This window comes from Pseudomonas protegens (assembly GCF_013407925.2).
Taxonomy (GTDB): domain Bacteria; phylum Pseudomonadota; class Gammaproteobacteria; order Pseudomonadales; family Pseudomonadaceae; genus Aquipseudomonas; species Aquipseudomonas fluorescens_AP.
Window position 1 is genome coordinate 3,880,689 of record NZ_CP060201.1, and the last position, 24,071, is coordinate 3,904,759.

Annotated in this window: 26 protein-coding genes; 19 read left to right on the forward strand and 7 right to left on the reverse strand. The window is 64.6% G+C overall.

Features of this window, described 5'->3' with window-relative positions; all coding sequences use genetic code 11:
- Positions 1-29 precede the first annotated feature (29 nt).
- Positions 30-1,070: a low specificity L-threonine aldolase gene (locus GGI48_RS17970; RefSeq protein ID WP_179599431.1), complete on the reverse strand. Its 1,041-nt coding sequence runs from the start codon at positions 1,068-1,070 to the stop codon at positions 30-32.
- Positions 1,071-1,170: 100 nt separating this feature from the next.
- On the opposite strand from GGI48_RS17970, the gene GGI48_RS17975 reads away from it, so the two are divergent.
- The 8 genes from GGI48_RS17975 to fdhA all read left to right on the forward strand — a co-directional run bounded on the left by GGI48_RS17975 (position 1,171) and on the right by fdhA (position 11,274).
- A complete protein-coding gene (locus GGI48_RS17975) occupies positions 1,171-1,911 on the forward strand; it encodes a TraX family protein (protein ID WP_179599433.1) in 741 nt (246 codons plus the stop codon).
- A gap of 355 nt (positions 1,912-2,266) precedes the next feature.
- Positions 2,267-3,520: a serine hydroxymethyltransferase gene (locus GGI48_RS17980; protein ID WP_047306418.1), complete on the forward strand. Its 1,254-nt coding sequence runs from the start codon at positions 2,267-2,269 to the stop codon at positions 3,518-3,520.
- Between the two features lie 23 nt (positions 3,521-3,543).
- Positions 3,544-4,794 carry a sarcosine oxidase subunit beta family protein gene (locus GGI48_RS17985; RefSeq protein WP_060841439.1) on the forward strand — a complete coding sequence of 417 codons (1,251 nt, stop codon included), beginning with the start codon at positions 3,544-3,546 and terminating at the stop codon, positions 4,792-4,794.
- Positions 4,795-4,808: 14 nt separating this feature from the next.
- Entirely contained in the window at positions 4,809-5,111 is a 303-nt protein-coding gene (locus GGI48_RS17990; RefSeq protein ID WP_011063902.1) for a sarcosine oxidase subunit delta, read from the forward strand.
- Positions 5,108-8,125, forward strand: a complete 3,018-nt coding sequence (locus tag GGI48_RS17995; protein WP_179599435.1) for a sarcosine oxidase subunit alpha — start codon at positions 5,108-5,110, stop codon at positions 8,123-8,125. Before GGI48_RS17990 ends, GGI48_RS17995 begins: the two co-directional genes overlap by 4 nt.
- Positions 8,126-8,282: 157 nt before the next feature.
- Positions 8,283-8,915, forward strand: a complete 633-nt coding sequence (locus GGI48_RS18000; protein WP_047289634.1) for a sarcosine oxidase subunit gamma — start codon at positions 8,283-8,285, stop codon at positions 8,913-8,915.
- A 118-nt stretch (positions 8,916-9,033) separates the two neighbouring features.
- A complete protein-coding gene (gene purU, locus GGI48_RS18005; protein WP_179599437.1) occupies positions 9,034-9,891 on the forward strand; it encodes a formyltetrahydrofolate deformylase in 858 nt (285 codons plus the stop codon).
- A 183-nt stretch (positions 9,892-10,074) separates the two neighbouring features.
- A complete protein-coding gene (gene fdhA / locus GGI48_RS18010; protein ID WP_047306414.1) occupies positions 10,075-11,274 on the forward strand; it encodes a formaldehyde dehydrogenase, glutathione-independent in 1,200 nt (399 codons plus the stop codon).
- Between the two features lie 205 nt (positions 11,275-11,479).
- On the opposite strand, the gene GGI48_RS18015 is transcribed toward fdhA, so the two are convergent.
- Complete coding sequence (locus GGI48_RS18015) at positions 11,480-11,752, reverse strand: hypothetical protein (RefSeq protein WP_047306413.1); 273 nt, start codon at positions 11,750-11,752, stop codon at positions 11,480-11,482.
- A gap of 445 nt (positions 11,753-12,197) precedes the next feature.
- On the opposite strand from GGI48_RS18015, the gene GGI48_RS18020 reads away from it, so the two are divergent.
- Positions 12,198-12,488 (forward strand): type II toxin-antitoxin system RelB/DinJ family antitoxin, encoded by a 291-nt coding sequence (locus GGI48_RS18020; RefSeq protein ID WP_060841436.1) that lies wholly within the window; start codon positions 12,198-12,200, stop codon positions 12,486-12,488.
- Positions 12,454-12,768 (forward strand): type II toxin-antitoxin system YafQ family toxin, encoded by a 315-nt coding sequence (locus GGI48_RS18025; protein WP_179602052.1) that lies wholly within the window; start codon positions 12,454-12,456, stop codon positions 12,766-12,768. Before GGI48_RS18020 ends, GGI48_RS18025 begins: the two co-directional genes overlap by 35 nt.
- A 62-nt stretch (positions 12,769-12,830) precedes the next feature.
- Here the strand turns inward: GGI48_RS18025 and GGI48_RS18030 are convergent, their stop codons facing one another.
- The 3 genes from GGI48_RS18030 to GGI48_RS18040 form a co-directional block, all read right to left on the reverse strand.
- On the reverse strand, positions 12,831-13,409 hold the full coding sequence (locus GGI48_RS18030; RefSeq protein ID WP_179599439.1) for a hypothetical protein: 579 nt from the start codon (positions 13,407-13,409) through the stop codon (positions 12,831-12,833).
- Between the two features lie 115 nt (positions 13,410-13,524).
- Positions 13,525-14,199 carry an anti-sigma factor domain-containing protein gene (locus tag GGI48_RS18035; protein WP_103741772.1) on the reverse strand — a complete coding sequence of 225 codons (675 nt, stop codon included), beginning with the start codon at positions 14,197-14,199 and terminating at the stop codon, positions 13,525-13,527.
- A complete protein-coding gene (locus tag GGI48_RS18040; protein WP_016963054.1) occupies positions 14,196-14,840 on the reverse strand; it encodes a sigma-70 family RNA polymerase sigma factor in 645 nt (214 codons plus the stop codon). The genes GGI48_RS18035 and GGI48_RS18040 overlap by 4 nt, the downstream gene beginning before the upstream one ends.
- A 183-nt stretch (positions 14,841-15,023) precedes the next feature.
- Between GGI48_RS18040 and GGI48_RS18045 the strand changes: the two genes are divergently transcribed.
- The 4 genes from GGI48_RS18045 (at position 15,024) to GGI48_RS18060 (ending at position 18,059) form a co-directional block, all read left to right on the forward strand.
- Positions 15,024-15,587 (forward strand): DUF2780 domain-containing protein, encoded by a 564-nt coding sequence (locus GGI48_RS18045; protein ID WP_179599441.1) that lies wholly within the window; start codon positions 15,024-15,026, stop codon positions 15,585-15,587.
- Between the two features lie 138 nt (positions 15,588-15,725).
- Positions 15,726-16,154 carry a DUF350 domain-containing protein gene (locus GGI48_RS18050; protein WP_092309115.1) on the forward strand — a complete coding sequence of 143 codons (429 nt, stop codon included), beginning with the start codon at positions 15,726-15,728 and terminating at the stop codon, positions 16,152-16,154.
- A 10-nt stretch (positions 16,155-16,164) separates the two neighbouring features.
- Positions 16,165-16,905: a DUF1190 domain-containing protein gene (locus tag GGI48_RS18055; RefSeq protein WP_179599443.1), complete on the forward strand. Its 741-nt coding sequence runs from the start codon at positions 16,165-16,167 to the stop codon at positions 16,903-16,905.
- Positions 16,902-18,059: a glutathionylspermidine synthase family protein gene (locus GGI48_RS18060; RefSeq protein WP_179599445.1), complete on the forward strand. Its 1,158-nt coding sequence runs from the start codon at positions 16,902-16,904 to the stop codon at positions 18,057-18,059. The genes GGI48_RS18055 and GGI48_RS18060 overlap by 4 nt, the downstream gene beginning before the upstream one ends.
- Here the strand turns inward: GGI48_RS18060 and GGI48_RS18065 are convergent, their stop codons facing one another.
- Positions 18,060-18,947 (reverse strand): acyltransferase, encoded by an 888-nt coding sequence (locus tag GGI48_RS18065; protein WP_179599447.1) that lies wholly within the window; start codon positions 18,945-18,947, stop codon positions 18,060-18,062. It abuts the gene before it with no gap.
- Positions 18,948-19,131: 184 nt separating this feature from the next.
- Here GGI48_RS18065 and GGI48_RS18070 point away from each other — a divergent pair, with 184 nt between their 5' ends.
- From GGI48_RS18070 to GGI48_RS18090, 5 genes are all read left to right on the forward strand, one after another.
- Positions 19,132-19,632 (forward strand): ATP-dependent zinc protease, encoded by a 501-nt coding sequence (locus GGI48_RS18070; protein ID WP_016963060.1) that lies wholly within the window; start codon positions 19,132-19,134, stop codon positions 19,630-19,632.
- A 59-nt stretch (positions 19,633-19,691) separates the two neighbouring features.
- Positions 19,692-20,372, forward strand: coding sequence for a two-component system response regulator CreB (gene creB / locus GGI48_RS18075; protein WP_179599449.1), 681 nt, complete (start codon positions 19,692-19,694; stop codon positions 20,370-20,372).
- The gene (creC, locus tag GGI48_RS18080; RefSeq protein WP_179599451.1) at positions 20,372-21,790 is read left to right on the forward strand and encodes a two-component system sensor histidine kinase CreC; all 1,419 of its coding nucleotides are present in this window, start codon (positions 20,372-20,374) and stop codon (positions 21,788-21,790) included. The genes creB and creC overlap by 1 nt, the downstream gene beginning before the upstream one ends.
- A 91-nt stretch (positions 21,791-21,881) precedes the next feature.
- Positions 21,882-23,258 carry a cell envelope integrity protein CreD gene (creD, locus tag GGI48_RS18085; protein ID WP_179599453.1) on the forward strand — a complete coding sequence of 459 codons (1,377 nt, stop codon included), beginning with the start codon at positions 21,882-21,884 and terminating at the stop codon, positions 23,256-23,258.
- Positions 23,251-23,421, forward strand: coding sequence for a hypothetical protein (locus tag GGI48_RS18090; RefSeq protein ID WP_158552868.1), 171 nt, complete (start codon positions 23,251-23,253; stop codon positions 23,419-23,421). The genes creD and GGI48_RS18090 overlap by 8 nt, the downstream gene beginning before the upstream one ends.
- Here the strand turns inward: GGI48_RS18090 and GGI48_RS18095 are convergent.
- A complete protein-coding gene (locus GGI48_RS18095) occupies positions 23,418-24,047 on the reverse strand; it encodes a glutathione S-transferase N-terminal domain-containing protein (protein ID WP_047306396.1) in 630 nt (209 codons plus the stop codon). The genes GGI48_RS18090 and GGI48_RS18095 overlap by 4 nt on opposite strands.
- Positions 24,048-24,071 lie beyond the last annotated feature (24 nt).

The following is a 24,071-nucleotide window of genomic DNA, read 5'->3' on the forward strand; positions in this document are numbered from 1 at the left end:
CCAGCTCCTACATGCGGGGGGGGGGTGGGTCAGGCGCTCATCACGGTGCGGATGTCGGCTGCCAGTTCGCGCACGCGCTCTTCTTCGGTGTCCCAGGAGCACATGAAGCGCGCGCCGCCCTTGCCGATGAAGGTGTAGAAGCGCCAGCCCCTGGCGGTCAGGGCGGCAATCGCCGGTTCCGAGAGTTGCAGGAACACGCCGTTGGCCTGCACCGGGAACATCAGCTCCACGCCAGGAGTGTCGGCCACCAGCTGGGCCAGCAACTGCGCGCAGTGGTTGGCGTGGCGGGCGTGCTTGAGCCAGGCGTCGTTTTCCAGCAGGCCGACCCAGGGCGCCGAGAGAAAGCGCATTTTCGAGGCCAGCTGGCCGGCCTGCTTGCAGCGGTAGTCGAAGTCTTCCGCCAGCTGGTGGTTGAAGAACAGGATCGCTTCACCCACCGCCATGCCGTTTTTCGTGCCGCCAAAGCACAGCACGTCGACGCCGGCCTTCCAGGTCAGCTCCGCCGGGGTGCAGCCGAGGAAGGCGCAGGCGTTGGAGAAGCGCGCGCCGTCCATGTGCAGGTTCAGCCCCAGTTCCTTGCAGGTGGCGCTGATGGCGCGCACTTCTTCCGGGGTGTAGACGCTGCCCACTTCGGTGGCCTGGGTCAGGGTCACCACCCGCGGCTTGGGGTAGTGGATGTCCTGGCGCTTGAGGGCGATCTCGCGGATCGATTCCGGGGTCAGCTTGCCGTTCTGGGTGCCGGCGATCAGCAGCTTGGAACCGTTGGAGAAGAACTCCGGGGCGCCGCATTCGTCGGTTTCGACGTGGGCGGTTTCCGAGCAGATCACGCTGTGGTAACTCTGGCACAGCGACGACAGGGCCAGGGAGTTGGCGGCGGTGCCGTTGAAGGCAAAGAACACTTCGCAGTCGGTTTCGAACAATCTGCGGAAATGATCGGCGGCGCGAGCGGTCCACTGGTCGTCGCCATAAGCGCGCTCGTGGCCGTGGTTGGCCTGCTCCATGGCGGCCCAGGCTTCGGGGCAGATGCCGGAGTAGTTGTCGCTGGCGAATTGTTGGCTCTTGTCGGTCATGGCCGGCTCCGTGGTCGATGATGGTGCGCACTTTACCCAAGAACAATGGCTCAGCACACGCTCTGTTTATGCCGGAATAATGCAGGGCCCATAAGGATTTATGCGTGATGCGATGCTGAAAACCGACAACCCTCGGCGCGATGGGGCGCTGGATGCGCTGAAGTGGCTGGCGCTGCTGAGCATGGTCCTCGATCACCTGCGTTATGTAGGCCTGAGCCTGGACTGGCTTTACGTACCCGGGCGTCTGGCGTTTCCCTGGTTCTGCCTGGCGATGGCGGTGAATCTGGCGCGGGTTGCTGATCGGTCTGGCCACCAGCTCGGGCAATGGCGCTACCTGGGCAGGCTGCTGCTGTTCAGCGGGCTCAGTGAGATTCCCTATCGCCTGTTCGTGCCCGATCCCGACACCTTGAATGTATTGCCGACCCTGGCCCTGGGGTTGCTGGTGGCCCGGGGCTGGCAGCGGCCCAGGGGGCTGGCGCTGGCGCTTGGCTTGGCGGCTCTGCTGCTGGCGCTGGGGTTTTCCCGTTGGCTGATGTTTGGCGCGTTCGGGGTGTTGCTGCCATTGGCCCTGCTGCTGGTGCAGCGCCGCCCCTGGTATTTCAGCCTGCTGCCCGGGGCCTTGTGCCTGGCGGCCAACCAATGGGAAACCTTGTTCCCGGCGGCGCGCCTGGGCAATTGGGTGGCGACCTGCGGTATTGCCGCCTGTCTGTTGGCGCCGTTGCTCGGGCTGATGCTGCTGCGGGGGCTGCGTGGCGGGTCGGTGCCGGCCATGCGCCGCTGGGCCTACCTGCTGTACCCGGCGCACTTTCTCCTGCTGCTGGCCCTGCGCCAACTCCTGTAGCCGCTGCCGCAGGCTGCGAACGGCTTGGGCGGCATTTCGACGTGGCAGACGGGGCGATCTTGAAGGTTTAGAGGTTTGGCTGGAGATCGCCAGGCAAGGTCCTGCGGACCTTTGCGCAGCTTCGCGGGCTCAGCAGCGGCTACAGGGCCGCAGGGCGCCGATCCAGAGCCTTCCCCCGGCTGTGGCCCGAGGCATTTATCTGCGTGCGCCAAAGCATGTCGTAAACGCACCTTTGCGTGGCGTCCATAGGCATTTGAGTTCCCCTTGCCGGTCATACCATCGCATCCAAAGGGCGCAGCTGTAAGGCTCGCCTCACCGAGACGAAAGGCGCAGCGCCGCCGCTGGGAGAGACGTGATGTTCAGCAAGCAAGACCAGATCCAGGGTTACGACGATGCACTGCTGGCGGCGATCAATGCCGAGGAACAACGCCAGGAAGATCACATCGAGCTGATCGCGTCGGAGAACTACACCAGCAAGCGGGTGATGCAGGCGCAAGGCAGCGGGCTGACAAACAAGTACGCCGAAGGTTATCCGGGCAAGCGCTACTACGGTGGCTGCGAGCACGTGGACAAGGTCGAGGCCCTGGCCATCGAGCGCGCAAAGCAGCTGTTCGGCGCCGATTACGCCAACGTCCAGCCGCATTCCGGTTCTTCCGCCAACAGCGCGGTGTACCTGGCCCTGCTGCAGGCCGGCGACACCATTCTCGGCATGAGCCTGGCCCATGGCGGTCACTTGACCCACGGCGCCAAGGTGTCGTCCTCGGGCAAGCTGTACAACGCCGTGCAGTACGGCATCGATACCACCACCGGGCTGATCGACTACGACGAAGTCGAGCGCCTGGCCGTGGAACACAAGCCGAAGATGATCGTCGCCGGCTTCTCGGCCTACTCAAAGACCCTGGACTTCCCGCGTTTCCGGCAGATCGCCGACAAGGTCGGGGCGCTGCTGTTCGTCGACATGGCCCACGTCGCCGGGCTGGTGGCCGCCGGTCTGTATCCCAACCCGCTGCCCTATGCCGACGTGGTCACCACCACCACCCACAAGACCCTGCGCGGTCCCCGTGGCGGGCTGATCCTGGCCAAGGCCAACGAAGAGATCGAGAAGAAACTCAACGCCGCGGTGTTCCCGGGTGCCCAGGGCGGTCCGTTGATGCATGTGATCGCCGCCAAGGCGGTGTGCTTCAAGGAAGCGCTGGAGCCGGGGTTCAAGGCCTACCAGCAACAGGTGATCGACAACGCCCAGGCCATGGCCGGCGTATTTATCAAACGCGGCTACGATGTAGTGTCCGGCGGCACCGACAACCACCTGTTCCTGGTCAGCCTGATCCGTCAGGGCCTGACCGGTAAAGATGCCGATGCCGCCCTGGGCCGCGCCCACATCACCGTGAACAAGAACGCCGTGCCCAACGACCCGCAGTCGCCGTTTGTCACCTCCGGCCTGCGCATCGGCACCCCGGCGGTCACCACCCGCGGATTCAAGGTCACCCAGTGCACTGAACTGGCCGGTTGGATCTGCGACATCCTCGATCACCTCGGCGATGCCGACGTCGAGGCCAATGTCGCGCGCCAGGTGGCAGCCCTGTGCGCTGATTTCCCGGTTTACCGCTGAGAGCCGCAACTGGAGCAATGACTATGCAACGCTATTCGGGCTTCGGCCTCTTCAAGCACTCTCTCAGCCACCATGAAAACTGGCAGCGCATGTGGCGCACGCCGACCCCGAAGAAGGTCTACGACGTGGTCATCGTCGGCGGTGGCGGGCATGGCCTGGCCACCGCCTACTACCTGGCCAAGGAACACGGCATCACCAATGTCGCGGTGGTGGAAAAGGGCTGGCTGGGCGGCGGCAACACTGCGCGCAACACCACCATCGTGCGTTCCAACTACCTGTGGGACGAGTCGGCGCAGCTTTACGAGCATGCGATGAAGCTGTGGGAAGGGCTGTCCCAGGACCTCAATTACAACGTGATGTTCTCCCAGCGCGGGGTCTACAACCTGTGCCACACCCTGCAGGACATCCGTGATTCCGAGCGTCGGGTCAGCGCCAACCGCCTCAACGGCATCGACGGCGAATTGCTCAACACCCAGCAGGTGGCGGACGAGATTCCCTACCTGGATTGCTCGAAAAACACCCGTTATCCGATCCTCGGCGCCACGGTCCAGCGCCGTGGCGGCGTGGCCCGTCACGACGCCGTGGCCTGGGGCTTTGCCCGGGCCGCCGACGCCCTGGGCGTGGACCTGATCCAGCAGACCGAAGTCATCGGTTTTCGCAAGGAAAACGGCGTATGCATCGGCGTCGAGACCAACAAGGGCTTTATCGGCGCCAAGCGCGTCGGTGTGGTCACCGCCGGTAACTCCGGGCACATGGCCAAACTCGCGGGCTTCCGCCTGCCGATCGAATCCCACCCGCTGCAAGCGCTGGTGTCGGAACCGATCAAGCCGATCATCGACAGCGTGATCATGTCCAACGCGGTGCACGGCTATATCAGCCAGTCGGACAAGGGCGACCTGGTGATCGGTGCCGGTATCGACGGCTGGGTCGGCTACGGCCAGCGCGGCTCCTACCCGGTGATCGAGCACACCATCCAGGCCATCGTCGAGATGTTCCCGATCCTCTCCCGGGTGCGCATGAACCGCCAGTGGGGCGGCATCGTCGACACCAGCCCGGACGCCTGCCCGATCATTTCCAAGACCCCGGTGCCGAACATGTTCTTCAACTGCGGTTGGGGCACCGGCGGCTTCAAGGCCACCCCGGGCTCGGGCAACGTGTTTGCCGCGAGCCTGGCCAAGGGCGAGATGCATCCATTGGCCGCCCCTTTCTCCATCGACCGTTTCCACAACGGCGCGCTGATCGACGAACACGGCGCTGCTGCGGTCGCCCACTAAAAGGACAACTCCCTATGTTGCATATCTTCTGTCCTCACTGCGGCGAGCTGCGCTCCGAAGAGGAATTCCACTCGTCCGGCCAGGCCCATATTCCCCGGCCGCTGGACCCCAACGCCTGCACCGACGAGGAGTGGGGCGACTACATGTTCTTCCGCGACAACCCCCGCGGCCTGCACCACGAGTTGTGGATCCACGCCGCCGGTTGCCGCCAGTACTTCAACGCCACCCGCGACACCGTGACCTACGAAATTCTTGAAACCTACAAGATAGGCACCAAACCGCAGTTCACCGCCAAGGCTGCTGGAGAGAAGGTATGAGCCAGACCAATCGCCTGTCCAACGGCGGACGCATCGACCGCAACAAAGTCCTGACCTTCACCTTTAACGGCCAGACCTACAAAGGCTTTGAGGGCGACACCCTGGCCTCGGCCCTGCTGGCCAACGGCGTGGACATCATCGGTCGCAGCTTCAAGTACTCCCGGCCCCGGGGCATCTTCGCCGCGGGCTGCGAAGAGCCCAACGCGGTGCTGCAGATCGGCGCCACCGAAGCCACCCAGATCCCCAACGTGCGCGCCACCCAACAGGCGCTGTACCAGGGCCTGGTGGCCACCAGCACCAACGGCTGGCCCAGCGTCAACAACGACATGATGGGGATTCTCGGCAAGGTCGGCGGCAAGCTGATGCCGCCGGGCTTCTACTACAAAACCTTCATGTACCCGCAATCGTTCTGGATGACCTACGAGAAGTACATCCGCAAGGCCGCGGGCCTCGGTCGCTCGCCTACCGAGAACGATCCGGACACCTACGACAACATGAACCAGCACTGCGACGTGCTGATTGTCGGCGCCGGCCCCGCCGGTCTTGCTGCCGCGCTGGCCGCTGCCCGCAGTGGCGCCCGGGTGATCCTCGCCGATGAGCAGGAAGAGTTCGGCGGCAGCCTGCTGGACAGCCGCGAAAGCCTGGACGGCAAGCCGGCGGTGGAGTGGGTGGCCAGCGTGATCGCCGAGCTCAAGTCGCTGCCGGACGTGTTGCTGCTGCCACGGGCCACGGTCAACGGCTACCACGACCATAACTTCCTGACCATTCACGAGCGCCTTACCGATCACCTCGGCGACCGCGCGCCCATCGGCCAGGTGCGCCAGCGTATCCACCGGGTCCGCGCCAAGCGCGTGGTGCTGGCCACCGGCGCCCACGAGCGGCCGCTGGTCTACGGCAACAACGACGTGCCGGGCAACATGCTGGCCGGTGCCGTCTCCACCTACGTGCGCCGCTACGGCGTGGCCCCGGGCAAGAAACTGGTGCTGTCCACCAACAACGACCACGCCTACCGCGTGGCCCTGGACTGGCTCGACGCCAGCCTGCAAGTGGTGGCCATCGCCGATGCGCGGCACAACCCCCGCGGCGCCCTGGTGGAAGAAGCCCGGGCCAAGGGTATTCGCATCCTCACCTCCAGCGCGGTGATCGAGGCCCGTGGCAGCAAGCACGTGACCGGCGCCCGCGTAGCGGCCATCGACGTCAAGGCGCACAAGGTCACCAGCCCCGGCGAATGGCTCGATTGCGACCTGATCGCCAGCTCAGGCGGCTACAGCCCGGTGGTGCACCTGGCCTCGCACCTGGGCGGCAAGCCGGTGTGGCGTGAAGACATCCTCGGTTTCGTGCCCGGTGAAGCACCGCAGAAGCGCGTGTGCGTCGGTGGCATCAACGGCGTCTACAGCCTCGGCGATACCCTGGCCGATGGTTTCGAGGGCGGTGTGCGCGCCGCCAGCGAAGCCGGGTTCCAGAGCGTTGAGGGCGTGTTGCCCAAGGCTCTGACCCGCCTGGAAGAACCGACCCTGGCGCTGTTCCAGGTGCCCCATGAAAAAGGCACGGCGCGGGCGCCCAAGCAGTTCGTTGATCTGCAGAACGACGTCACCGCCGCCGCCATCGAACTGGCGACCCGCGAGGGCTTCGAGTCGGTGGAGCACGTCAAGCGCTACACCGCCCTGGGCTTCGGCACCGACCAGGGCAAGCTGGGCAACGTCAACGGCCTGGCCATCGCCGCCCGTTCGCTGAACGTCAGCATCCCGCAGATGGGCACCACCATGTTCCGCCCGAACTACACGCCGATCACCTTCGGCGCCGTGGCCGGCCGGCACTGCGGGCACATCTTCGAGCCGGTGCGTTTCACCGCGCTGCATGCCTGGCATGTGAAGAACGGCGCCGAGTTCGAAGACGTCGGCCAGTGGAAGCGCCCCTGGTACTTCCCGAAAAACGGCGAAGACCTGCATGCCGCGGTCAAGCGTGAATGCCTGGCGGTGCGTGACAGCGTCGGCCTGCTGGACGCCTCGACCCTGGGCAAGATCGACATCCAGGGCCCGGATGCCCGCGAGTTCCTCAACCGCATCTACACCAACGCCTGGACCAAGCTCGACGTGGGCAAGGCCCGCTACGGCCTGATGTGCAAGGAAGACGGCATGGTCTTCGACGACGGCGTCACCGCCTGTCTGGCCGACAACCACTTCCTGATGACCACCACCACCGGCGGCGCGGCTCGCGTGCTGCAGTGGCTGGAGATCTACCAGCAGACCGAATGGCCGGACCTCAAGGTGTACTTCACCTCGGTCACCGACCACTGGGCCACCATGACCCTGTCGGGCCCCAACAGCCGCAAGCTGCTGAGCGAAGTCACCGACATCGACCTGGACAAGGACGGCTTCCCGTTCATGACCTGGAAGGAAGGCCTGGTGGGCGGCGTGCCGGCGCGGGTGTTCCGCATCTCGTTCACCGGCGAGCTGTCCTACGAGGTCAACGTCCAGGCTGACTACGCCATGGGCGTGCTGGAGCAGATCGTCGAGGCTGGCAAGAAGTACAACCTGACCCCTTACGGCACCGAAACCATGCACGTGCTGCGGGCCGAGAAGGGCTTCATCATCGTCGGCCAGGACACCGACGGCTCGATGACCCCGGACGACCTGAACATGGGTTGGTGCGTGGGCCGGACCAAGCCGTTCTCGTGGATCGGCTGGCGCGGCATGAACCGTGAAGACTGCGTGCGCGAGCAGCGCAAGCAACTGGTGGGCCTCAAGCCGATCGACCCGACCCAGTGGCTGCCGGAAGGCGCGCAACTGGTGTTCAACCCCAAGCAGGCGATCCCGATGAGCATGGTCGGTCACGTGACCTCCAGCTACGCCCACAACTCCCTGGGTTATTCCTTTGCCCTGGGCGTGGTCAAGGGCGGCCTCCAGCGCCTGGGCGAGCGGGTCTTCGCGCCGCTGGCCGATGGCCGGGTGATCGAGGCGGAAATCGTTTCCTCGGTGTTCTTCGACCCCAAGGGCGACCGCCAGAACATATGACATGAACCCGGGGCGCACCCTGTAGCCGCTGCCGCAGGCTGCGCCAAGGTCCGCAGGACCTTCCCGGGATGCAAAAGCTTGCGCCCGGTTCTCATACGACCGCAGCCTCCGGCAGCGGCAACCGGAACCGGACCACAGAATAAAGGACAGGTGCTCCATGACCGCAGTCAACGTTTACCAACAGCGCCCCACCACCGGGGCCAAGGCCGAGTCGCCCCTGCACCACGCCGACCTGCCGAGCCTGGTGGGCAAGGGCCGCAAGAACGCCGGGGTGATCCTGCGCGAGAAAAAACTCCTCGGTCACCTGACGATCCGTGGCGACGGCCACGACCCGGCCTTCGCCGCCGGCGTGCACAAGGCCCTGGGCATCGAATTGCCGGGTGCCCTGAGCGTGGTGGTCAAGGGTGAAACCAGCCTGCAATGGCTGGGCCCGGATGAGTGGCTGCTGATCGTGCCCAGCGGCGAAGAATTCGCCGCCGAGCAGAACCTGCGGGCGGCCCTGGGCGACCTGCATATCCAGATCGTCAACGTCAGCGGCGGCCAGCAGATCCTCGAACTGTCCGGCCCCAACGTGCGCCAGGTGCTGATGAAGTCCACCAGCTACGACGTGCACCCCAACAACTTCCCGGTGGGCAAGGCGGTGGGCACGGTGTTCGCCAAGTCGCAGCTGGTGATCCGCCGCACCGGCGAAGACACCTGGGAATTGCTGGTGCGTCGCAGTTTTTCCGATTACTGGTGGATGTGGCTGCAGGATGCGGCCGCCGAATACGGCCTTAGCGTCCAGGCCTGAACCCTAACCCTGTGGCCGCTGCCGCGGGCTGCGACAAGGCTCGAAGAGCCGTCCCCTGCGGGGCCGATCGCAGCCTTCGGCAGCGGCTACAGTGCCGTCATCAACAGGAGCCTATTGAATGAGCCGCGCCCCCGATACCTGGATTCTCACCGCCGACTGCCCCAGCGTGCTCGGCACGGTGGACGCGGTGACCCGCTTTCTGTTCGAGCAGGGCTGCTACGTCACTGAACACCACTCCTTCGATGACCGGCTTTCGGGGCGCTTCTTCATTCGCGTGGAGTTTCGCCAGCCCGACGGCCTCGACGAGCAGGGCTTTCGCCAGGGGCTGGCCGAGCGCGCCAAAGCCTTCGCGATGAACTTCGAACTGACCGCGCCCAACTACCGGCCGAAGGTGGTGATCATGGTCTCCAAGGCCGATCACTGCCTCAACGACTTGCTCTACCGCCAGCGCATCGGCCAGTTGCCCATGGACGTGGTGGCGGTGGTGTCCAACCACCCGGACCTCAAGCCCCTGGCCGACTGGCACCAGATTCCCTACCACCACTTCCCCCTCGACCCCAACGACAAGCCGTCCCAGGAGCGCCGGGTGTGGCAGGTGATCGAGGACTCCGGCGCCGAACTGGTGATCCTTGCCCGCTACATGCAAGTGCTGTCGCCGGAGCTGTGCCGCAAGCTCGATGGCAAGGCGATCAATATCCACCACTCGCTGCTGCCGGGCTTCAAGGGCGCCAAGCCGTATCACCAGGCCTACAACAAAGGCGTGAAACTGGTGGGCGCCACCGCGCACTACATCAACAACGACCTGGACGAAGGCCCGATCATCGCCCAGGGCGTGGAGGTGGTGGACCACAGCTACTACCCCGAAGACTTGATCGCCAAGGGGCGTGACATTGAAGGCCTGACCCTGGCCCGGGCGGTGGGGTATCACATCGAACGGCGGGTGTTCTTGAACGGCAATCGCACGGTGGTGCTCTGATGATTATTGGGGCTGCTGCGCAGCCCTTCGCGAGCAAGCTCGCTCCTACAGGGGGCACGCCGTGTGGGAGCGAGCTTGCTCGCGAAGCGATTTTGAAAACGAAACAGCATCTGTACCCGAGCAATCCACGTGTTTCCCCCTTTGGGTAACGCGGTTCCATAACAACAACAGCGAGGTGAAAGCATGTCTGGTAATCGTGGTGTCGTGTATCTGGGCAGCGGCAAGGTCGAGGTACAGAAAATCGACTATCCAAAAATGCAGGACCCGCGCGGCAGGAAGATCGAGCACGGCGTCATCCTGCGCGTAGTCTCCACCAACATCTGCGGTTCGGACCAACACATGGTCCGTGGCCGTACCACCGCCCAGGTCGGCCTGGTCCTGGGTCATGAAATCACCGGCGAAGTGATCGAGAAGGGCAGCGACGTCGAGAACCTGAAGATCGGTGATCTGGTGTCGGTGCCGTTCAACGTGGCGTGCGGGCGCTGCCGTTCCTGCAAGGAGCAACACACCGGGGTCTGCCTGACCGTCAACCCGGCCCGCGCCGGTGGCGCCTACGGCTACGTCGACATGGGCGACTGGACCGGCGGCCAGGCCGAGTACGTGCTGGTGCCTTACGCCGACTTCAACCTGCTGAAACTGCCGGATCGCGACAAGGCCATGGAGAAGATCCGCGACCTGACTTGCCTCTCCGACATCCTGCCCACCGGTTATCACGGCGCGGTGACTGCCGGCGTTGGCCCGGGCAGCAGCGTTTATGTGGCCGGTGCCGGCCCGGTCGGCTTGGCGGCTGCGGCCTCGGCGCGCCTGCTGGGGGCGGCGGTGGTGATCGTCGGTGACGTCAACCCGGTGCGCCTGGCCCACGCCAAGGCCCAGGGGTTTGAAATTGCCGACCTGTCCAAGGACACCCCGTTGCACGAACAGATCGCCGCCCTGCTGGGCGAGCCGGAAGTCGACTGCGCGGTGGACGCCGTGGGCTTTGAAGCCCGGGGCCACGGCCATGCCGGTGCCCAGCACGAAGCCCCGGCCACGGTGCTCAACTCGCTGATGGGCGTGGTGCGGGTAGCGGGCAAGATCGGCATTCCCGGCCTCTACGTCACCGAAGATCCGGGCGCGGTGGACGCCGCGGCGAAGATGGGCAGCCTGAGCATCCGCTTCGGCCTGGGCTGGGCCAAGTCCCACAGCTTCCACACCGGCCAGACCCCGGTGATGAAGTACAACCGCCAACTGATGCAGGCCATCATGTGGGACCGCATCAACATCGCCGAAGTGGTGGGCGTGCAAGTCATCAGCCTCGACGATGCCCCGCGCGGCTATGGCGAGTTCGATGCCGGTGTACCGAAGAAATTCGTCATCGACCCGCACAAGCTGTTCAGCGCTGCCTGAGGACCGTCAGTAACGAAAGCGCCGCCTTCTCTAGCCGAGAAGGCGGCGTTTTTTTCTTTTGTAGCGAGGGAGCTTGCTCCCGATGGGGTGCGCAGCGCCCCCACCAACGTCTACGCGGTGAGCCTGATGAATCGCGCCGGCAGGTTTTACGACCGCTGCGCGGCCGAGCGGGAGCAAGCTCCCTCGCCACAGCAGCCGCTTTCAATCAGGCGATCAGCGTGGCGCGCAAGCGCCGTCCCAGCACATCCATCAGGTCGCAGCCATCGCGCAGGGGAATGGCGCAGAGCTGGGCCAGCTCCTGGGCCAGTACCGGGTCCTTGCCCAGGGCATCGCTCAAGGCCAGTTGCTCCAGCACCTGGGTCACGGCACGGATACGGAAGGCGGCGGCTTCATGGAGCACATCCAGCGGCGCCTGAGTGTCGATCAGTAGGGAGGGGATATTGCAGTCGTGGCCGGTGATCGGCATGTAACGGTTCATGGAAAGTTCTCCGCAGTTCAGTGAGAACCGCCACGGATTCGTCGCCAAACGATGGGTGGCAGCTGTACGCAGGTTGGCGAACCGGGAACACACGGAACCGGCAGACCCGAAGGTCTCCCACGCACAGCTGCCATAACGGCAACGTTGCGGGTGCAGAACGTCCTGCCAACAAAGCAGGACGCTTCTGACCGTAGTTCGTCGGGTCGCCAAACCCGGTCGCTATTTGAGCGACCGGCGGACTATAAGCCGCTGGTGCGTGAGGCAGCAAGGCGCTGGGGGGTGGATGTCTTGCAGAAGGTTTCGTCCGCTGAAGCGTCGCTGAACGTGCACGAGGCGCTGTCCACGAGGCCGGTCCACTGAAATCGGTTGACCGCAAAGAGTCGACCTCGCAGAATGGAAAAACGTAGCGACAATGTAGCTACAAATAACCAATAGAGGTGATACCTTGGCTGCATTACTGAAAACCACTGACGTGCGTTGCCGCATAGACGAGGACTTGAAGGTCAGTGCTACTGCTGTGCTGGAAGCCTGCGGGCTGAGCCTCAGTGAGGCCATGCGCCTGTTCCTGCGTCAGGTTGTGGCCGTGCAGGGGCTGCCCTTCGAAGTGCGTGTCCCATCGGAGAAAACCGCTCGTGCCATGGCGCAGGCGCGGGAGATTCGTCGTCAGTACGATTCGATCGACGAGATGTTGAGGGATGCTGATGGCGAAGCCGGAGAAGAAGCAAAAGCGCGCTGAGCGGCCCAGGCAATGCGCACAAACGCCGGAGTTTAAAAAGTCCTGGGAGCGCTACCAGCGCGCGGGGCGTCGCGACATGCACGAAGTGCGCAAGGTCATGGTGCTGCTGTTCCTGGGGGAGCCGCTACCGGCGCAGTACCTCGATCATGCGCTGAAGGGGGAGTGGGACGGTTTCAGGGAGTGTCATATCGGTGGCGATTTTCTGCTGATTTATGACGTGGCCCGAGCCGGTCTTGTGACCTTTGTCGACCTGGGCAGCCATGCCGAATTGTTCAGATAGTTCATGCCGACTGAAAAGCCCGCCTATTGGCGGGCTTCTCGTTGCCTGTAAATCCGACTCGATCAATAACCCCGGCCCGGGTAGTCGAACCAGTGTTCTCCCCGAAGGATCTCCTTCATCTGGTCATCGCTAAAAAGCCCCGGCGCATCCCGCTGGAAACGCGAGCGCCACTGGGGCAGCCACCAGTAGTTCAGCGCCGTGCCTCTTGGCATCAGCACCATGCTGAGGACTGATCGGTCGATGAGCCCGCGCTGATACAGCTGGTGGCTGCGGTCCATGAAGTCCAGGTAGTAGTCGATGGGCAGCGAGAGCATCAGCACCGCGGTATGAAATTTTTCCGTGGGCGCGCGTTGCGGGTTTTCCAACAGGTTCAGGGCGTCGCAGTAGTGGGCCGGGGACTGGCGAGCCAGGGCCTGGGCCTCCGGGATTCCGAGAATGATCAGTGAGTTGATTTCCTCTTGCCAGTGGGCGCCGTTTGTCTCACGGAAGTACTGGCTGATGAACTCGCTCAGGGGGCCTGGGACCGTGTCCGAGCAGTGGCTGCTGTCGATGGGGCGGCCCAGGGTCCAGACGATGAGGGGGATGCTCAGGGCCAGGGCGATGCAGCCGTAGAGGGCCACTCTGATGGGGAATGGTTTCACAGCAGGCGCCGAAAGGTGTGGGGGCCGGGGAGTTTAGCGCTGGCGGCTTCGCTGGCAAGCCAGCTCCTACACAAGTCGGGCCTTGTAGGAGCCGGCTTGCCGGCGAAGGCGGCCGTCAGAGCGCCGCCAATTGCCCTTGATACAGCACCGGCCCGGTGGGCTGGCCGGTGGGCGAGCCACCGTGGGGTTCCAGGCTCACCGCCAGGGCGATCGGGGTGCCCAGCAGTTCGCGTTGGGCCGGGTTCAGGTTGATCTTGCCTTGGCCGCCCACCGGCACTACGCCGAGGGAAATCGGTTTGCCGTCGGCAGGAATCGCCCAGAGTTCCAGGCTGCGGTCCAGGCCAATCGCCGCCAGGGTCAGGGGCTCGACTTGCAGGTACTGGGCGTGGGCCTTGATCCGCAGCGCTGGTTGCTGGTCGGCGCTGAGCAGGGTGGCGCTGTAGCGCACCTGATCGCTCTGCTGGATAAAGCCGATGTACAGGGTCGCCAGCACGGCGCAGGCGGCAAGCGCCAGGCGCAGGCGCATCCACAGCGGGTTCTTCTTCGGCAAGTGCAGGACCTGGGGCTGGATGCGTGCCTGGATGCCTTGCCACACCTGTTCCGGTACTGCTTGTTCGGGGATGGCTTCGGTCAGGCTGGCAAGGCTTTCCTGCCACCGCGCCAGTTCTTCGCGCAGGGCCGCGTCGTCCAGCAGGAGCATTTCGAAGCGCCGGCGCGCGGCGCCCTGCATCAGGCCGATGGCGTAGTCGGCGGCCAGGGCGCGACGGCGTTCTGGGGTTTGATAGTTCATGATTCAAGGCACCGGCGCAGGCGTTCCATGCCCCGACGAATCCAGGATTTGACCGAGCCCAGGGGCGCGGCCAGGTGTTCGGCCAGCTCCGAGCAGGACAGGCCCTGGAAGTAGGCCACGGTGATGGATTGGCGCTGCATGCCGTCGAGGCTGTCCAGGCAGCGGTTCAGGGCCCGGGCGGAGCGGGCGCTGTCCAGCTGGTCGTGGGCCGAAGGGCTTTGATCCTCCAGCTGTTGTTCTTCGAGTTCGCCCAGGGGCCGTTCGCGGTGTTTGCGCAACTGGTCGATGGCCTGGTTGCGGGTGATGTTGACCATCCAGGTCAGGGGCGCGGACAGGTGCGGCTGGTAGCGCACGGCGTTGTTCCAGATGCGCACGAAGCTTTCCTGCAGCACTTCCTCGGCCAGATCGCGACGGCCCATGAAGCGCAGGGCGACGCCGTGCAGACGTGGGGCAACCATGCGGTAGAGGGTTTCGAAGGCCCGGCGGTCGCCCAGTGAACACTGGGCCAGCAGGTGCCGCAGCTGATCGGGGTCGAGGCTCGAAATGGCGATTCTCCTGGCAGGAACGGGGACAAGGGCCAGCGACAGGCGCCGACTGACGCAGCCAGAGATTAGTCCAGGGTGTGCGGTTGTTCCATTCACGTCCTGCTGCCTCATGCCGGAGCCCGGGTGGCGCTCGTGGACGATATACGCAGCAGCGGCGGGCCTGGATGCAGGCGCCGGACGGCAGGGCAGGCGCTGGAACATTCGCCGGGGGTTCGAGTCAAAACACTGTTTTCCCGCCGCCCGAGTCCGGACGGTTTCCCGCCCCATGAGGTTGTTTCGATGAATATTCCACGCGGTTTCGCCCTGGCTACCCTGATGACCCTGGCAGCCGGTTCGGCTCTGGCCGGCGGTTTCAGCCTGAACGATGCGGCCAACGCCATTGCCGGCATGCAGGGCGGCGACAAGGCTGCCGCTGCCGCGCCGACCTCCCAGACTGCCGGTCTGCTGGGCACCCTGGCGCAACTCAATGTCACCCCCGAGCAAGCCATCGGCGGCACTGGCGCCATGCTCGGCCTGGCGAAGAATCAACTCAGCGGTTCGGACTATTCGCAACTGAGCAAAAGCGTGCCGGGCATTGACCAGCTCTCGGGCAGCAACGCCCTGGGCAGCCTGGGCGCCTTGGGTGGCCTGCTCGATCAGTCTTCCGGCAAAACCGCCGGCCTGGACAGCGCCCTGGGTAATGTCAAGGACACCAATGACCTGAACAACGCCTTTGGCGCCCTGGGCATGGACAGCGGCATGATCGGCCAGTTTGCCCCGCTGATCTTGCAGTACCTGGGCCAGCAGGGCGTCGGCGGTTCCCTACTGCAAAGCCTGAGCGGCATCTGGGGCGTGGCCAAGTAACGCCCTGCAGCCCCGGCGCCGGGCGCGTCGGGGCTTTTCCTGAAGGTTGGAACACTCGCCTTTACCTTTCCCGGAGTTTTCGCCCAATCCGGCCTGTGCTATATCTCGCGCCCCGTTTTCCAAGGAAGCTCGAACGCGATGTTCATGGATGCACTGAAGATGTCTTTGCCCGCCGACGCGGTGCTCGGTTTCATGCTCTACATGCTGGGCGCCGCCCTGGTGTTTGCCCTCTACGCGTTCATCTACACGCGCCTGACCCCCTATAACGAATTCGCCCTGATCCGCCAGGGCAACAGTGCCGCTTCCATCGCCTTGTCCGGCGCCTTGCTGGGCTTTGCCATTCCGGTGGCTAGCGCGATTTCCCATTCCATTTCGATCATCGATTTCCTGCTTTGGGCCGGCATTGCCTCGGTGGTGCAGGTGCTGGCGTTCTTTGTCGTCAGCCTGACCCTCAAGGGGCTGTCCCAGCGCATCGCCAATCAGGAAAATTCCGCGGCGATCCTGGTGGCTTCGGTGTCTGTCGGTGTTGGCCTGCTGAATGCGGCCTGCATGACCCCATCAGTCTGAGGGCGCCGGCATGAAACGCAGTAAAAGCGTGCGCCTGGTGCTGCTGGGCAGTGTGCCGTTCGCCTTGGCTGCTTGTGATGGCCAGCCTCAGGCAACCCGGGAAGTGCGCCAGACCCAGCATTTCAGCAGCGTCCGCGATTGCGTGCTGGCGCAGGTTCCGTCCGCGATCTGCCAGGGCGCTTTCGATGATGCCCGCGAGCGTGGAGAGCTGATAGCGCCGCGTTATCTCGACCTGCAACGCTGTGAAGACGACTTCTTCGCGGGCAACTGCATGGTTTCCAGTGACAACCGCGCCTACGTGCCGATTGCCAAGGGCGTCGCCCTGACCACCCAGCGCACGGTGCCGGTCCAGCCCGAGGACGAGCCACCCGAGCAGGCCAGCTCCAGCAGTTCCAGCAGCTCTGGTGGTGGTGGTGGTGGTGGTGGTGGTGGTGGTGGTGGTGGTGGTGGCAGCGCCCGTTCGGGTTCCAGCTTCTGGCGCTGGATCGGCCTGGACTCCACGCCCGAGCCGCGCTATTTCAGCGAGGCGCTGTACAAGGAGCGTGACGGTCGCGGCGGCTCGCAACTGAGCACCCTCAGCCAGCAAGTGGAGAACGGCAGGACCTTTTTTCACGCCAACGGTGGGCGTTTCGGCATGTCCCTGCCGGAACATTTCACCAGCAGCGGTAATCCCCTGGCCGGGGCTCATGAGGTGGTCAGCCGTGGCGGTTTCGGCTCCTCCAGTCGCAGCAGCTGGAGCTTCGGTTCTTGAAGCGCATCCCCAGCACCCCGCGGGCGGATTGGCAGGCCACGGCGGAGCAGTTGGGCTTTGCCTTCCACACCTTCGACGGCGAGCCGTACTGGGACGAGTCGGCCTACTACCGCTTCAGCCTGCGGCAGATCGAAGACGACCTGGAAGACCCGACCCAGGAACTGCACGAGCTGTGCATGGCCCTGGTGGCCGAAGTGGTGGACAGCGAAGAGCTGCTGCAGCGCCTGGCCATCCCTGCGGCCTTTCACGAATTGATCCGCCAATCGTGGAAGCAGGGCGAGCCCCATCTCTACGGGCGCATGGACCTGTGCTACGACGGCAGCGGCCCGGCCAAGTTGCTGGAGACCAATTACGACACGCCGACTTCGCTGTATGAGGCGAGCTTCTTCCAGTACGTCTGGCTTGAGCAGCAGATGCAGCGCGGGCAGTTGCCGGCCGGCTGCGATCAGTTCAACAGCATCGAGGACAAGCTGCTGCAGGCCTTCGTCCAGGGCGGTTTCAAGTCGCCGATGCACTTTGCCTCGGTGCGCGATTCGCTGGAGGACCGTGGCACCGTCGAATACCTGCGCGATATCGCCCGTCAGGCTGGCCTGGGCACGCGCCTGATTGCCATCGAGGACATCGGCCTGAATGCCGGCGGGCGTTTCGTCGACCTGCTGGAGATGCCCATCGACAGCCTGTTCAAGCTCTATCCCTGGGAGCATCTGTTCAACGAAGCCTACGGCCCGGCGATTGCCGGCAGCGGCACGCAATTTGTCGAGCCGCCGTGGAAGGCGATCCTCTCCAACAAGGGCGCGCTGGCCCTGCTCTGGGAACGGCATGCGGGGCATCCGAACCTGCTGCCGGCGTTTATCGACGACGACCCCACTGCCAGCCTGGGTGCAGGCTGGGTGCGCAAGCCGTTCTTTTCCCGAGAGGGCGCCAATGTGGAGATCTGCACCGAGGGCGGCGAGCGCCTGATCGAGGCCGGGCCCTACGGCGGTGGGCCGTGCATTCGCCAGCAGTTTCACCCGCTGCCGGTGTTTGCCGGCAATCACACGGTGATTGGCAGTTGGGTGATCGGCGATCAGCCGGCGGGGATCGGCATACGCGAGGACAACTCGCCGATCACCAAGGACAGCAGTCGCTTCCTGCCCCACGTGATCAGCGATTGATCAGCGGCGTTCGCCCAGCAATTCGCTGATGCGCTGGTCCTTGTCGGTCCACAGCTGGTTGACCCAGTCCTGCACCTGCTGGCGGAACACCGGGTCGTTTTCGTAATCGCCGTGCCACAGCGCCGGGTCCAGTTCGCGGGTGCGAATGTCGATGATCACCTTGGGCACGCTGCCGCTGATCAGGTCCCAGAAGCCGGGAATGCGTTCTTGGGGATAGACCACGGTCACGTCCAGCACCGCGTCCAGCTGTTCGCCCAGGGCCGCGAGGACGAAGGCCACGCCGCCGGCCTTGGGCTTGAGCAGGTGCTGGAAGGGTGAGTTCTGTTGCTGGCGCTTGGCCGGGGTGAAGCGGGTGCCTTCCAGGTAGTTGACCACGGTCACCGGCTGGCGCTTGAACAGCTCGCAGGCGGCCTTGGTGATTTCCAGGTCCTTGCCTTGCAGTTCCGGGTGCTTGGCCAGGAAGGCCTTGCTGTAGCGCTTCATGAAGGGGTAGTCCAGGGCCCACCAGGCCAGACCGAGGAACGGCACCCAGATCAGTTCCTTCTTGAGGAAGAACTTGAAGAACGGCGTGCGCCGGTTGAGGGTCTGGATCAGCGCCGGGATGTCGACCCAGGACTGGTGGTTGCTCACCACCAGGTAGGAGGTATCGACCCGCAGGCCGTCGCCGCCGCGAATGTCCCAGCGGGTCGGGATGCAGCAGGCAAAGATCAGCTTGTCGATCTCGGCCCAGGTTTCGGCGATCCACATCACCGCGGCCGAGGCGTAATCGCGCAGACGTCCGGGCAGGACCAGCTTGAGCAGGGCAAACACCATCAGCGGGCCGAACAGCACCAGGGTGTTGAGCAGCAGGAGCAGGGTGACGAAACAGCCGGTGAGCAGGCGGCGCATAAGGCACTCTTGGCAATCTTTTGAGCGCGCCATGATAAGCAGCTTCGGCGGGTACGCCAAATGGCAAGCGGCAAGCGGCGAGCTCCAAGCTTGAGGCTTGCGGCTTGCAGCTGCCTTTATCCGAACCATTTGGTTGGCCGCGGTCTAAAATCCCGCTGCCCCTCTCTTCAAGGAATCCACTGTCGTGAAATCTGTCCTTGCTCTTGTTTCGCTGTTGGCGCTGCCGGTGATGGCCGCCGAGCCGACCCTGTATGGCCGTTACGAATACATTCGCCTGCCGGAAATCGGCGAAACCCTGCAGGCCAAGATGGACACCGGGGCCCTGACCGCGTCGCTGTCGGCCAGGGATATCCAGACCTTTACCCGCGATGGCGAGGACTGGGTGCGTTTCCGCCTGGCCACCAAGGATGCCGGGAACAAGGTCTATGAACACAAGGTGGCGCGCATCAGCAAGATCAAGAGCCGCGCCGACGAGGGCGACGAGGCCGAAGAACCGCAGTCGGCCAAGCGCCCGGTGGTGGAGCTGGAGATGTGCCTGGGCAACGTCAAGCGTACGGTGGAGGTCAACCTCACCGACCGCAGCAGCTTCAACTACCCGCTGCTGATTGGCGCCAAGGCGCTGCGGGAATTCGGCGCGGCGGTGAACCCGGCGCGGCGCTATACCGCCGACAAGCCCGACTGCTGATTGACGGGATACCGGGCATCCGGCACCGTTCGCCCACTGAATTTGCGCGCTTGGATGCCATGCCCCATATCCTGATTGTCGAAGACGAAGCGGCGATTGCCGACACCCTGATCTTTGCCCTGCAAGGCGAAGGTTTCACCACCACCTGGCTGAGCCTGGGGCGTGCGGCCCTGGACTATCAGCAGGCGACTCCGGCGGACCTGATCATCCTCGATATCGGCCTGCCGGATATCAGCGGCTTCGAAACCTGCAAGCAGCTGCGGCGCTTCAGCGAAGTGCCGGTGATGTTCCTCAGCGCCCGGGACGGTGAGATCGACCGGGTGGTGGGCCTGGAGATCGGCGCCGACGATTATGTGGTCAAGCCCTTCAGCCCGCGGGAAGTGGCGGCGCGGGTCAAGGCGATCCTCAAGCGCATGGCTCCGCGAGCGGCTCCCGAGGTGGCCCCGGCGCTGTTTGTCATCGACCCGGAGCGGGTGCAGATCAGCTACCGGGCTCAGCCCCTGAGCCTGACCCGCCACGAATTTCGCCTGTTGCAATGCCTGCTGGAGCAGCCCGAGCGAGTGTTCAGCCGCGAGCAGTTGCTGGACGCCCTGGGGGTGGTGGCGGATGTGGGCTACGAGCGCAATATCGACAGCCACATCAAAAGCCTGCGGGCCAAGCTGCGCCTGGTGGCGGCCGAGGCCGAGCCGATCCAGACCCATCGCGGCCTGGGCTACAGCTACAGCCCGAGCCACGCCTGATGACCCTGGGCATCCGCATCTTCCTGGTCTATTTGCTGTTCATCAGCCTGACCGGCTATTTCGTGCTGAGCACGGTGATGAAGGAAATCCGCCCCGGCGTGCGCCAGTCCACCGAGGAAACCCTGGTGGACACCGCCAACCTGCTGGCGGAGATCCTGCGGGACGATTTCAAGGCCGGCACCCTCAGCGAGAACCGCTGGCCGCAGCTGCTGCGCGCCTATGGCGAGCGGCAACCGGCGGCGACCATCTGGGGCCTGCCGAAGAATCAGGTCAACCACCGCATCTACGTCACCGACGCCAAGGGCATCGTGGTCCTGGACTCCAGCGGCCTGGCGGTGGGCCAGGATTATTCGCGCTGGAACGACGTGTACCTGACCCTGCGCGGCCAATATGGCGCGCGTTCGTCGCGCTCGCTGGCCGACGATCCCAACTCCTCGGTGATGCACGTGGGCGCGCCGATCCGCGACAACGGCCAGATCATCGGCGTGGTCACCGTGGCCAAGCCCAACAGTTCCCTGCAGCCCTATGTCGACCGCACCGAACGCCGCCTGCTGTGGTACGGCGCCGGGCTGATCGCCATGGGCCTGCTGTTTGGTGCCTTGCTGTCCTGGTGGCTGAGCGCGGCGCTGCGACGCATGACCGCCTACGCCCTGGCGGTCAGTGAAGGGCGCCGTGCCGAGCTGCCGCACTATCGCGGTGGCGAGCTGGAGCAACTGGCGACGGCGGTGGAACACATGCGCACCCAGCTCGAAGGCAAGGCCTATGTCGAGCGCTACGTGCACACCCTGACCCACGAACTGAAGAGCCCGCTGGCGGCGATTCGTGGGGCGGCGGAGCTGTTGCAGAGCGAGATGCCCCTGGAGCAGCGCCAGCGCTTCGTCGGCAATATCGACAGCGAAAGCGCGCGCATGCAGCAGTTGATCGAGCGCCTGTTGAACCTGGCACAAGTGGAACAGCGCCAAGGCCTGGAAGAGCGGGTGAATGTACCCCTGGCGCCGTTGTGCAAGGAGCTGCTGAACAGCCAGCACGGGCGTATCGAAGGCAAGCAACTGCAGGTGGAACTGCGGGTGCCGGCGGACCTGGCCTGGTCCGGCGAGCCGTTCCTGCTGCGCCAGGCCCTGGGCAACCTGCTGACCAACGCCCTGGACTTCAGCCCCGTGGGCGGCCTGCTGCGTTGCAGCGCGCACGCTGTGGAGGAGGGCGTGGAGCTGGTGCTGTTCAACCAGGGCGAGCCGATTCCGGACTACGCCCTGCCGCGCCTGTGCGAGCGTTTCTACTCGCTGCCGCGCCCGGACAGCGGGCGCAAGAGCACCGGCCTGGGGCTGAATTTCGTCGAAGAGGTGGTGCAGCTGCATGGCGGCCAGATGCACATCGAAAACGTCCCGGGCGGGGTGCAGGTGACTTTGCGTCTGCCCTGAACGGAGATTCTCCACAGAGTCTCCACATTGCCCCCATAAAACCCCCATGGCCGCGTTCCAGACTCTCTCTCATTGCAATTGGGAGAGCCTCATGAACCGTAACCTGACCTTCAAACTCGGGGCCATTGGCCTGTTGATCCTGCTGTTGCTGATACCGCTGCTGATGATCAGCGGCCTGATCAGCGAGCGCCAGAGCCTGCGCGATGGCGTGCTCGAAGACATCGCCCGCAGCTCCAGTACCCAGCAGCAGATCAGCGGCCCGGTAATGGTGGTGGACTACCGCAAGACCGTGCGCACCTGGAAAACCGACGACAAGACCAAGAAGCGCTACCAGGAAACCAGCGAGCAACAGGGGCGGCTGTTCTTCCTGCCGGAGCATTTCGAGCTGGACAGCAAGGCCCAGACCGAGCTGCGCGCCCGGGGGATCTATGAGGCGCGGCTGTTCCACGCCGACAACCACCTCAGCGGCCATTTCGCCGTGCCCGAGCAGTACGGCATCAAGGAGGACTTCGCTGATTACCAGTTTGACCAGCCGTTCCTGGCGGTGGGCATCAGCGATATCCGCGGTATCGAAAACGCCCTGCAACTGCAGCTCAATGGCCAGACCCTGGACTTTGCCCCGGGCACCTTTGTCAGCTGGCTGGACGAAGGCGTGCACGTACTGCTGCCGCCCCTGGATCTGAAGAAGAGCACCCGCCTGGACTTCGCCTTCGACCTGCGCCTGCAGGGCACCGGGCAACTTCAGGTGTTGCCGGTAGGCAAGACCAGCAAGGTGCTGCTGACGGCCAACTGGCCCCATCCGAGCTTTGTCGGCAACTATCTGCCGGTGCAGCGTGAAGTCACCGAGCAGGGCTTTTCGGCGATCTGGCAGACCTCGTTCTTCTCCACCAACCTGGAGCAGGCCATGGAGCGCTGCGCCTACAGCAGCCAATGCCAGGACTTCAACAGCCGCAGCTTTGGCGTGAGCTTCATCGACCCGGTGGACCAGTACCTGAAGAGCGACCGGGCGATCAAATACGCGCTGCTGTTCATCGGCCTGACCTTTGCCGGGTTCTTTCTCTTCGAGGTGCTCAAGAGCCTGTCGGTGCACCCGATCCAGTACGGCCTGGTGGGCGTGGCGCTGGCGTTCTTCTACCTGTTGCTGCTGTCGCTGTCGGAACACCTGGGGTTCGAGCTGGCCTATGGCGTGTCGGCGGCGGCCTGTGTCGGCCTGATCGGCTTCTATGTCAGCCATGTGCTGCACAGCTGGCGCAATGGCGCGGTGTTCGCGCTCTCGCTGGCGGCCTTGTACGGCTTGCTGTATGGCCTGCTCAGCGCCGAGGACTATGCGCTGCTGATGGGCTCGCTGTTGCTGTTCGGCTTGCTGGGCGTGTTCATGGTGCTGACCCGCAAGCTGGACTGGTATGGCCTGGGCCAGCGCAAGCAACCGGCGCCCCTGCAGTTCGACCTGGAGGCCGTCCATGAGTAGGTCGCTGGGTTTGCGTGAGGACCAGCGTCAGCGCGAGTGCCTGACGCAGCGGATTGGTCAGTTGTTTCCACCGGAGGCGTGGTGGCGGGTGCGCCAGCAGGCCGCTCCCCGTGCGGCAGGAGCCGGCTTGCCGGCGAACAGGCCGGAGCGCCTGACCGATTAGACCGGCGGCCGGGTCGCCAGCATCGATGGCCGCTGGCTGACCTCCAAGTACCAGGCGGCCAGTTGCGGCTGGTCCTGGCGCCACTCCAGATCGGGGTGGCGGAAGTCCAGGTAACCCAGGGCGCAGGCGACGCTGATGGCGGCCACGTCGAAGTGGCTGGCCAGTTCGGCAATCGCCTCGGCTTCCAGCACCGCCAGGGCGCGGCGGATCTTGTCGCGCTGGCCGTCGAGCCACTGCTCCCAGTGTTTTTCCGGGGCGCGCAGGGCCAGTTCGTAGCGCACCAGCACCGAGGCGTCCATGATCCCGTCGGCCAGGGCCGCGAGGGTCAGGCGCCGCCAACGGGCCGAGCCGTCCCGGGGGATCAGCGGGTTGCCGACGTGTTGCTGGTCCAGGTAATCGAGGATCACCCGGCTGTCGTACAGCACCTGACCGTCGGCCAGGCGCAGGGCGGGAATCTTGCCCAGGGGGTTGTCCTGGTTCAGGGCGGCGTCCGGGCTGACCGGGGTCAGTTGGCAGCCGTGCAGGGCGACCCGGTTCAATTGCCCGGTTTCATGCAGCAGCACCATGACTTTGCGCACGTAAGGTGATGCCGGGTTGTGGAACAGCGTCATGCTTGGGGTGGACATGAATATTCCTCGCGGGTGGAAGTC